6 protein-coding genes are annotated in these 8,343 nt (G+C 64.4%); 1 reads left to right on the top strand and 5 read right to left on the bottom strand.

The genetic code is table 11. From position 1 onward, the window contains the following. Positions 1 to 250: 250 nt before the first annotated feature. Complete coding sequence (locus tag FFS21_RS25505; RefSeq protein ID WP_137927495.1) at positions 251 to 697, top strand: PaaI family thioesterase; 447 nt, start codon at positions 251 to 253, stop codon at positions 695 to 697. 21 nt (positions 698 to 718) lie between these two features. On the opposite strand, the gene FFS21_RS25500 is transcribed toward FFS21_RS25505, so the two are convergent. From FFS21_RS25500 to prpB, 5 genes are all read right to left on the bottom strand, one after another. After that, positions 719 to 1,843 (bottom strand): asparaginase, encoded by a 1,125-nt coding sequence (locus tag FFS21_RS25500; protein WP_137927494.1) that lies wholly within the window; start codon positions 1,841 to 1,843, stop codon positions 719 to 721. A gap of 326 nt (positions 1,844 to 2,169) precedes the next feature. Next, positions 2,170 to 3,363 carry a 2-methylaconitate cis-trans isomerase PrpF gene (gene prpF / locus FFS21_RS25495; protein WP_137927493.1) on the bottom strand — a complete coding sequence of 398 codons (1,194 nt, stop codon included), beginning with the start codon at positions 3,361 to 3,363 and terminating at the stop codon, positions 2,170 to 2,172. 29 nt (positions 3,364 to 3,392) lie between these two features. After that, positions 3,393 to 5,996, bottom strand: a complete 2,604-nt coding sequence (gene acnD, locus FFS21_RS25490; RefSeq protein WP_137927492.1) for a Fe/S-dependent 2-methylisocitrate dehydratase AcnD — start codon at positions 5,994 to 5,996, stop codon at positions 3,393 to 3,395. A gap of 127 nt (positions 5,997 to 6,123) precedes the next feature. Continuing rightward, complete coding sequence (gene prpC / locus FFS21_RS25485; RefSeq protein ID WP_137927491.1) at positions 6,124 to 7,281, bottom strand: bifunctional 2-methylcitrate synthase/citrate synthase; 1,158 nt, start codon at positions 7,279 to 7,281, stop codon at positions 6,124 to 6,126. Positions 7,282 to 7,390: 109 nt separating this feature from the next. Continuing rightward, positions 7,391 to 8,299: a methylisocitrate lyase gene (gene prpB / locus FFS21_RS25480; RefSeq protein ID WP_137927490.1), complete on the bottom strand. Its 909-nt coding sequence runs from the start codon at positions 8,297 to 8,299 to the stop codon at positions 7,391 to 7,393. Positions 8,300 to 8,343 lie beyond the last annotated feature (44 nt).

The raw sequence follows: 8,343 nt of genomic DNA, 5'->3' as shown, positions 1-8,343 counted from the left end.
GTCCGGACGGTCGGCCAGGCGTGACTGGGCCGCGTCGGCTTGCGGGATAGGGGCCTGCGGGTGAAGCGGATCGGCGGGGCGGTCTGACATGTGGCGGGAAAGGCGGGGGCGGCAATGACTGACCGCGCATTATAAACGGCCCCCGCATCCCTCCCCGAGTCCTTATTACGGCAGAGGTCATTGTGGAGCGCCCGTCCGGCGCCTACGCTGTCTTCACAACCGGTATCACTCCCGGACAAGGAGACCACCCATGCCAGACCAGACCGTCCAGACTGTCGATCCCCGCGCGATGGCCATGCTCGAATCGGTGCTCATTGGTTCGCCCGTGGCGCGTGCGCTTGGCATCCGCTTTGGCCGGGTCGAGATCGATCATGTGGAGTTGCTGCTGCCGTTCAGCATGCAGAACATCACGGCGGGCGACATGGTGCATGGCGGTGTCATCGCCACGCTGATCGATGTGGCGGGCGCCGCGGCGGCGTTCACGAATGTGGATCAGGAAACCGTGAAGGGCGGGGCAACGTCTTCGCTGTCCATCCAGTACCTGGCGCCGGCGAAGTCCGCCGCGCTGCGGGCAGTGGCCGATGTGGTGCGTCGGGGCCGCAGGCAGGTGGTGACCGAGGTCGCGGTCTATGCGGAAGCGGAAAATGAAAGGGCCGCGCTCTGCGCCAAGGCGTTGATGAGCACGGCCCTTCTTTGAAACGTCAGGACTTCGGCGGGATCAGTACTTCCAGAAGATCTGCTGCAGCGCCTTCGGATCGTTGGTCTTGGTCAGCGCCAGCGCCATCAGGATGCGCGCTTTCTGCGGCAACTGGTCGTCGGTGACGATCCAGTTGTACTTGTCATCGGGCTGCTCCGCGTTGCGGACCACGATGCCGCTGCCGGTGCGCGATGCGCGTACCACCTGCACGCCCTTGGCCTGTGCCGCCTTGAGCGATTCCACCATGTAGTCGCCCACGCTGCCGTTACCGGTGGCTGCATAGACGATGGCCTTGGCACCGCTCTTCACCGCAGCATCGACGCTGGCCGGGTTGACGTTGCCGTAGGCATAGACCACGGCCACTTCCGGCAGCTTGTCGATCTTGTCGATATCGAATTCCGTCTGCGTCGTGTGCGGACGGGCGAGCGTACGGTAGTACAGCGTGCGGCCTTCCACTACGTATCCGAGCGGCCCGAACGGCGAGCGGAACGTTTCGGTCTTGAACGTATTGGTCTTGGTCACGTCGCGGCCGGTGTGGATCTCGTCGTTGAGCACGGCCAGCGTACCCTTGCCCTTCGAGGCCGGGCTCGACGCCACCAGCACGGCGTCATACAGGTTCAGCGCGCCATCGGCACCCAGCGCGGTGCCCGGACGCATCGAGCCGACCACCACCACCGGCTTGTCGCTCTTCAGCGTGAGGTTCAGGAAGTATGCGGTTTCCTCGATCGTGTCGGTACCGTGCGTGATCACCACGCCGTCCACATCCGGTTGCTTGAGCAGTTCGGAGACGCGCTTGCCCAGTTTCAGCAGCCGCTCGTTGTTGAAGCTCTCGGAGCCGATCTGGAAGATCTGTTCGCCCTTGACGTTGGCGACCTTCGAGATTTCCGGCACCGAGGCAATGATCTTGTCGACTGGCACCACGGCGGACTGGTAGGCCGCGGTGTTGGTGGCCGAGGCCCCTGCACCGGCGATGGTGCCGCCCGTGCCGATGATCACGATGTTCGCCTTGCGTGCCTCGGTCGTGGTGCCTGCGGGCGCCGTGGCGCTGGGCGACGGTGCGAGCTGCGCATGGGCCGCGCCGGCCATCAGCGTGGCGGACAGCAGCAGGGCGGTGACGATGGGTTTCAACTTGGCAGGATGTTGCATGCGTTCTCCTCTTGGCGGCATCGTGGCGACTTCTTGTGGAAGCGGTGATGCCGCTGGTGGCTGGGTCATGAGACTGCGGCTGACGTACTGCTGGCCCTCTCCCCCGGCCCCTCTCCCAGAGGGAGAGGGGAGAAAACCAAAAGGCGCGGGAGAGGGCCATCGTCAACCAACAGAGCGAGCACTATACCCACCAAAAAAAGTTGCGTCGACAACTGCGCCAGCGCTGTCACAAGTCCGCAAAGGTACGCCTGATAAGACAAAGCGGCATCTTCCCTTTCGAAAAGATGCCGCTCGAACAATCTAAAGAATCAGCGATCAGGTATTGCTCAGAACGCGTCTCCCGGCACCCTTACCCAGCCTTCCATCAGCACGCGTGCGCTGCGGCTCATGATGGCTTTCTTCACTGTCCATTGCCCATCGGCCTGCACCGCTTGCGCGCCCACACGCAGCGTGCCGGACGGATGCCCGAAGCGCACGGCCTCACGTTCGCCGCCACCGGCAGCCAGGTTGACGAGCGTGCCCGGCACTGCTGCCGCCGTGCCGATGGCGACTGCAGCCGTGCCCATCATCGCGTGGTGCAGCTTGCCCATCGACAGCGCGCGGACCAGCAGGTCCACGTCCTCGGCCTTGACCGCCTTGCCGCTCGATGCCGTGTAGGTCACCGGCCTGGCTACAAAGGCGACTTTCGGCGTGTGCTGGCGCGTCTTGGCCTCGTCGATGTTCTGGATCAGACCCATGCGCTTCGCACCGTAGGCGCGGATGGTTTCGAACATCGCCAGTGCCTTCGGGTCGCCGTTGATGGCGTCCTGCAACTCCGTGCCCGTGTAGCCGATGGCCTCGGCCTCGACGAAGATCGTCGGGATGCCGGCGTTGATCATCGTGGCGCGCAGCGTGCCGACGCCGGGGACGTCAAGGTCGTCGACGAGGCTGCCGGTGGGGAACATCGCACCGCCGCCGTCATCGCCTTCGTCGGCAGCCGGGTCCATGAATTCGAGCTGGACCTCGGCAGCCGGGAAGGTCACGCCATCGAGTTCGAAGTCGCCGGTCTCCTGTACCGCGCCGTCCGTGATGGGCACGTGCGCGATGATCGTCTTGCCGATATTGGCTTGCCAGATCTTCACGGTAACCGTGCCGTTTTGAGGAATCCGCGATGCCTCGATAAAGCCGTTGCTGATCGCGAATGGCCCCACGGCTGCCGACAGGTTGCCGCAGTTGCCGCTCCAGTCCACGAATGGCTGATCGATCGATACCTGACCGAACAGGTAATCGACGTCGTGACCGGGACGCGTGCTCTTGGCGATGATCACCGTCTTGCTGGTGCTCGACGTGGCGGCGCCCATGCCGTCGATCTGCTTGCCGTACGGATCGGGGCTACCGATCACGCGCAGCAGCAGCTTGTCGCGTGCGGCGCCGGGCACCTGCGCGGCTTCCGGCAGATCTTGCAATCGGAAGAAGACGCCCTTGCTGGTGCCGCCACGCAGGTAGGTGGCGGGAATCTTGATTTGAGGTGCGTGAGCCATCGTAATTGTCCTAATCAAGCGCGGCGATATCAGGCCGCTGCGCGCGACGATTCCAGGAAGTCCTGCGCAAAGCGCTGCAGCACGCCCCCGGCTTCGTAGATCGACACTTCCTCGTCGCTATCGAGGCGGCACAGCACGGGCACTTCGAGCTTGTCGCCGTCGCGGCGATGGATCACCAGCGTCAGTTCCGCGCGCGGACGGCGTTCGCCGATCACGTCGAAGGTTTCGGTGCCGTCGATGTTGAGCGTCGTGCGGTTGGTGCCCGGATAGAACTCCACCGGCAACACGCCCATGCCGATCAGGTTGGTACGGTGGATGCGCTCGAAGCCTTCGGCAACGATGGCCTCCACACCGGCCAGCCGCACGCCCTTGGCTGCCCAGTCACGCGACGAGCCCTGGCCGTAGTCGGCCCCGGCAATCACGATCAGCGGCTGCTTGCGCTCCATGTAGGTCTCGATGGCTTCCCACATCCGCACCACCTTGCCTTCCGGCTCGATGCGGGCCAGCGAACCCTTCTTCACGGCACCATCGACCACGGCCATTTCGTTAAGCAGGGTCGGATTCGCGAAGGTGGCGCGCTGGGCGGTCAGGTGATCGCCCCGGTGCGTGGCGTACGAGTTGAAGTCCTCTTCGGGCAGCCCCATTTTGGCCAGGTACTCGCCAGCCGCGCTGTCCAGCAGGATCGCGTTCGACGGGGAAAGATGGTCGGTGGTGATGTTGTCGCCCAGCACCGCCAGCGCGCGCATGCCGTGCAGCGTGCGTTCGCCGGCCAGGGCGCCTTCCCAGTACGGCGGGCGGCGGATATACGTGCTCTGCGGACGCCAGTCGTACAGCGGATCGATGGACGTGTCGTTCTCCGCATGTAGCGCGAACATCGGCTCGTAGACCTTGCGGAACTGCTCGGGCTTGACGCTCTGGCGCACGATGGCGTCGATTTCCTCGTCGCTCGGCCAGATGTCCTTCAGGTAGACCGGCTGGCCATCCGTGCCGATGCCCAGCACATCCTGCTCGATATCGAAACGGATGGTCCCGGCGATGGCATAGGCCACCACCAACGGCGGCGAGGCCAGGAATGCCTGCTTGGCGTACGGGTGGATGCGGCCATCGAAGTTGCGGTTGCCCGAGAGCACTGCCGTCGCGTACAGGTCGCGATCGATGATTTCCTGCTGGATCTTCGGATCGAGCGCGCCCGACATGCCGTTGCAGGTCGTACAGGCGAACGCGACGATGCCGAAGCCGAGCTTTTCGAGGTCGGGCAGCAGCCTGGCTTCTTCGAGATAAAGCTCGACCGCCTTGGAGCCCGGTGCCAGCGACGACTTGACCCACGGTTTGCGCGTCAGTCCACGGGCGTTGGCATTGCGGGCCAGCAGCGCGGCGGCAATCACGTTGCGCGGGTTGCTGGTGTTCGTGCAGCTCGTGATGGCCGCGATGATGACCGCGCCATCGGGCATCTGGCCCGGCGTCTCTTCCCACTTGCCGGCAATGCCGCGCGCGGCCAGGTCGGACGTTGGCAGGCGCTTGTGCGGGTTCGACGGACCGGCCATGTTTCGGACCACGGTTGAAAGATCGAACGAGAGCGTGCGCTCGTACTCGGCATTGGCGAGGGCATCGGCCCAGAGGCCAGCGGTCTTCGCGTAGGTCTCGACGAGTTGCACCTGCGCTTCGTCGCGGCCGGTCAGGCGCAGGTATTCGGTGGTCTGGCCGTCGATGAAGAACATCGCAGCCGTGGCGCCGTACTCGGGCGCCATGTTCGAGATCGTGGCGCGGTCGCCCAGCGTCAGGCTCGACGCACCTTCGCCCCGGAATTCCAGATACGCGCCCACCACCTTTTGCTGGCGCAGGAATTCGGTCAGGGCCAGCACGATGTCGGTGGCGGTGATGCCCGGCTGGCGGCGGCCGGTCAGTTCCACGCCGACGATGTCCGGCAGGCGCATCCACGACGCGCGGCCCAGCATCACGTTTTCGGCTTCCAGTCCGCCCACGCCGATGGCGATCACGCCCAGCGCATCCACGTGCGGCGTGTGGCTGTCAGTGCCGACGCAGGTGTCGGGATAGGCCACGCCGCTCACGGTATCGGCATGGATCACCGGCGACATCTTCTCCAGATTGATCTGGTGCATGATGCCGTTGCCCGGCGGGATCACGTCGACGTTGCGGAACGCCTTCTTGGTCCAGTTGATGAAGTCGAAGCGGTCTTCGTTGCGGCGATCCTCGATGGCGCGATTCTTCTTGAACGCATCCGGATCAAAGCCGCCACATTCCACGGCCAACGAGTGGTCGACGATCAGTTGCACCGGGACCACCGGGTTGACCTTGGCCGGATCGCCGCCTTGATCGGCAATGGCATCGCGCAAGCCAGCCAGATCCACCAGTGCGGTCTGGCCCAGGATGTCGTGGCAGACCACGCGGGCCGGGAACCACGGAAAGTCCAGGTCGCGGCGGCGCTCGATCAACTGCTTGAGCGAGTCGGTCAGCGTGGCCGGGTCGCAGCGGCGCACGAGGTTTTCGGCGAGCACGCGGGAGGTGTAGGGCAGCTTGTCCCAGGCGCCGGGGGAGATGTCATTGACGGCGGCGCGGGCATCGAAGTAGTCGAGCTTCGTACCAGGCAGCGGCTTGCGATAGGCGGTGTTCATGGCGGCGTGAGGACTGGGTGCTTGCCGCCCGCGCGGTTCCAGGGGAACGCAGCGGGCGGTGGCACTTTTACTAGTGACTGGGGTTGCCCCCGGACGATGCGAGTTGTGCGGACTGAGTTGTGCAGACTCAGGCGCGCTTCTCGATCGGCACGAACTTCAGGTTTTCCGGGCCGGTGTAGTTGGCCGTGGGACGAATGATCTTGTTGTCGATGCGTTGCTCGATCACGTGCGCGGCCCAGCCCGAGGTGCGCGCAATCACGAACAGCGGCGTGAACATCGCCGTGGGCACGCCCATCATGTGGTAGCTCACTGCGCTGAACCAGTCGAGGTTCGGGAACATCTTCTTGGCGTCGGCCATGACCGTTTCCAGGCGCTCGGCGATGTTGAACATCTTCATCGAACCGGCGTCCTTCGACAGCTTGCGTGCCACTTCCTTGATCACCACGTTACGCGGATCGCTGATCGTGTACACCGGGTGGCCAAAGCCAATCACCACTTCCTTGTTTTCCACGCGGCGACGGATATCGGCCTCGGCCTCGTCCGGCGTGTCGTAACGCTTCTGGATCTCGAACGCCACTTCGTTGGCGCCGCCATGCTTCGGGCCGCGCAGCGCGCCGATACCACCGCAGATGGCCGAGTACATGTCGGAACCCGTGCCGGCCACCACGCGGCAGGCGAACGTCGAGGCGTTGAATTCGTGCTCGGCGTAGAGATTCAGCGAGGTCTGCATCGCACGTTCCCACAGCTTTGACGGCGGCACGCCATGCAGCAGGTGCAGGAAGTGGGCGGCGATGGAGTCGTCGTCGGTTTCCACTTCGATGCGGCGGCCGTTGTGGCTGTAGTGATACCAGTACAGCAGCATCGAACCCAGGCTGGCCATCAGGCGGTCTGCGATATCGCGTGCGCCCGGCACGTTGTGGTCGTCCTTCTCCGGCAGCACCGTGCCGAGTACGGACACGCCGGTGCGCATCACGTCCATCGGGTGGGCGCTGGCGGGCACCCATTCCAGTGCAGCCTTGACGTTGGCGGGCAGGCCGCGCAGCGCCTTGAGCTTGGCTTTGTAGGCGGCCAGTTCGGCGCGGGTGGGCAGCTTGCCGTGGACCAGCAGGTGGGCCAGTTCCTCGAATTCGCAGGTATCGGCGATGTCGAGGATGTCGTAGCCGCGATAGTGGAGATCGTTGCCGCTGCGGCCTACGGTGCACAGCGCGGTATTGCCGGCGGCAATACCGGACAGGGCAACAGACTTCTTGGGCTTCGGCGTGGCCAGCGGTTGGGCTTCGGACATCGGGGTCTCCTTGTTTTGTGCTTTCTGTGAGGTGGGCTTGCGAGCTGCCATGGTGGTTCTCTCGCTAATCGGAACTGAAGGTTGTCTCTGTCTCGGAGGCGGTCGGGTCTTACTTGCCCTTGCCTTGTGCGAACAGCGCGTCGAGCTTGTTCTCGTAGGCATGGTAGTCGATCCGCTCGTACAGTTCGGCGCGCGTCTGCATCGTATCGACCACATTCTTCTGGGTGCCGTCACGACGGATGGCGGCGTAGACGTTTTCGGCAGCCTTGTTGGCGGCGCGGAAGGCCGACAGCGGGTACAGCGACATCGCCACGCCCACGCTGCGCAGGTCATCGAGCGTGAAATACGGGGTGGCGCCGAACTCGGTCAGGTTGGCCAGCACGGGCACCTTCACGGCATCGACGAACTTCGCATACATGGCCAGATCGGTCATGGCTTCCGGGAAGATGGCGTCGGCGCCGGCTTCCACGCAGGCCACAGCACGCTCGATCGCCTTGTCCAGTCCTTCCACGGCCAGCGCGTCGGTACGGGCCATGATCACGAAGTTCTGGTCGGTACGGGCATCCACGGCGGCCTTGATGCGGTCGACCATTTCATCCTGACCGACGATTTCCTTGCCCGGGCGATGGCCGCAGCGCTTGGCGCCCACCTGGTCCTCGATATGCATGGCCGCTGCGCCGAACTTGATCAGCGAGCGCGTAGTGCGGGCCACGTTGAAAGCGGAAGAGCCGAAGCCGGTATCGACATCGACCAGCAGCGGCGTGTCGCAGACATCGGTGATGCGGCGGATATCGGTCAGGACATCGTCCAGGTTCGAGATGCCGAGGTCCGGCAGGCCCAGCGAACCGGCTGCCACGCCGCCGCCCGACAGGTAGATCGCACGGTAACCGGCGCGCTTGGCCAGCAGGGCGTGATTGGCGTTGATCGTGCCCGGGATCTGCAGCGGGGATTCATCGATCAGAGCCTGGCGGAAGCGGGCACCTGCGGAGCGGGCGAGTTCGTTGGCGGTGAAGGTCATGGCGTGGATCTCGTTGGTCTTCTATTCGATTTCGTTTCAAAGCT

It is taken from the genome of Cupriavidus sp. 2SB (assembly GCF_005503625.1).
GTDB lineage: Bacteria > Pseudomonadota > Gammaproteobacteria > Burkholderiales > Burkholderiaceae > Cupriavidus.
The sequence above is the reverse complement of the archived record's forward strand: the minus strand, read 5'-3'. Positions and strand labels throughout refer to the sequence as shown.

Coding starts and splice junctions, on each gene's coding strand:
- FFS21_RS25505 (WP_137927495.1), top strand. CDS start 251: ATGCCAGACCAGACCGTCCAGACTGTCGATCCCCGCGCGATGGCCATG.
- prpC (WP_137927491.1), bottom strand. CDS start 7,281: ATGTCCGAAGCCCAACCGCTGGCCACGCCGAAGCCCAAGAAGTCTGTT.
- prpF (WP_137927493.1), bottom strand. CDS start 3,363: ATGGCTCACGCACCTCAAATCAAGATTCCCGCCACCTACCTGCGTGGC.
- acnD (WP_137927492.1), bottom strand. CDS start 5,996: ATGAACACCGCCTATCGCAAGCCGCTGCCTGGTACGAAGCTCGACTAC.
- prpB (WP_137927490.1), bottom strand. CDS start 8,299: ATGACCTTCACCGCCAACGAACTCGCCCGCTCCGCAGGTGCCCGCTTC.
- FFS21_RS25500 (WP_137927494.1), bottom strand. CDS start 1,843: ATGCAACATCCTGCCAAGTTGAAACCCATCGTCACCGCCCTGCTGCTG.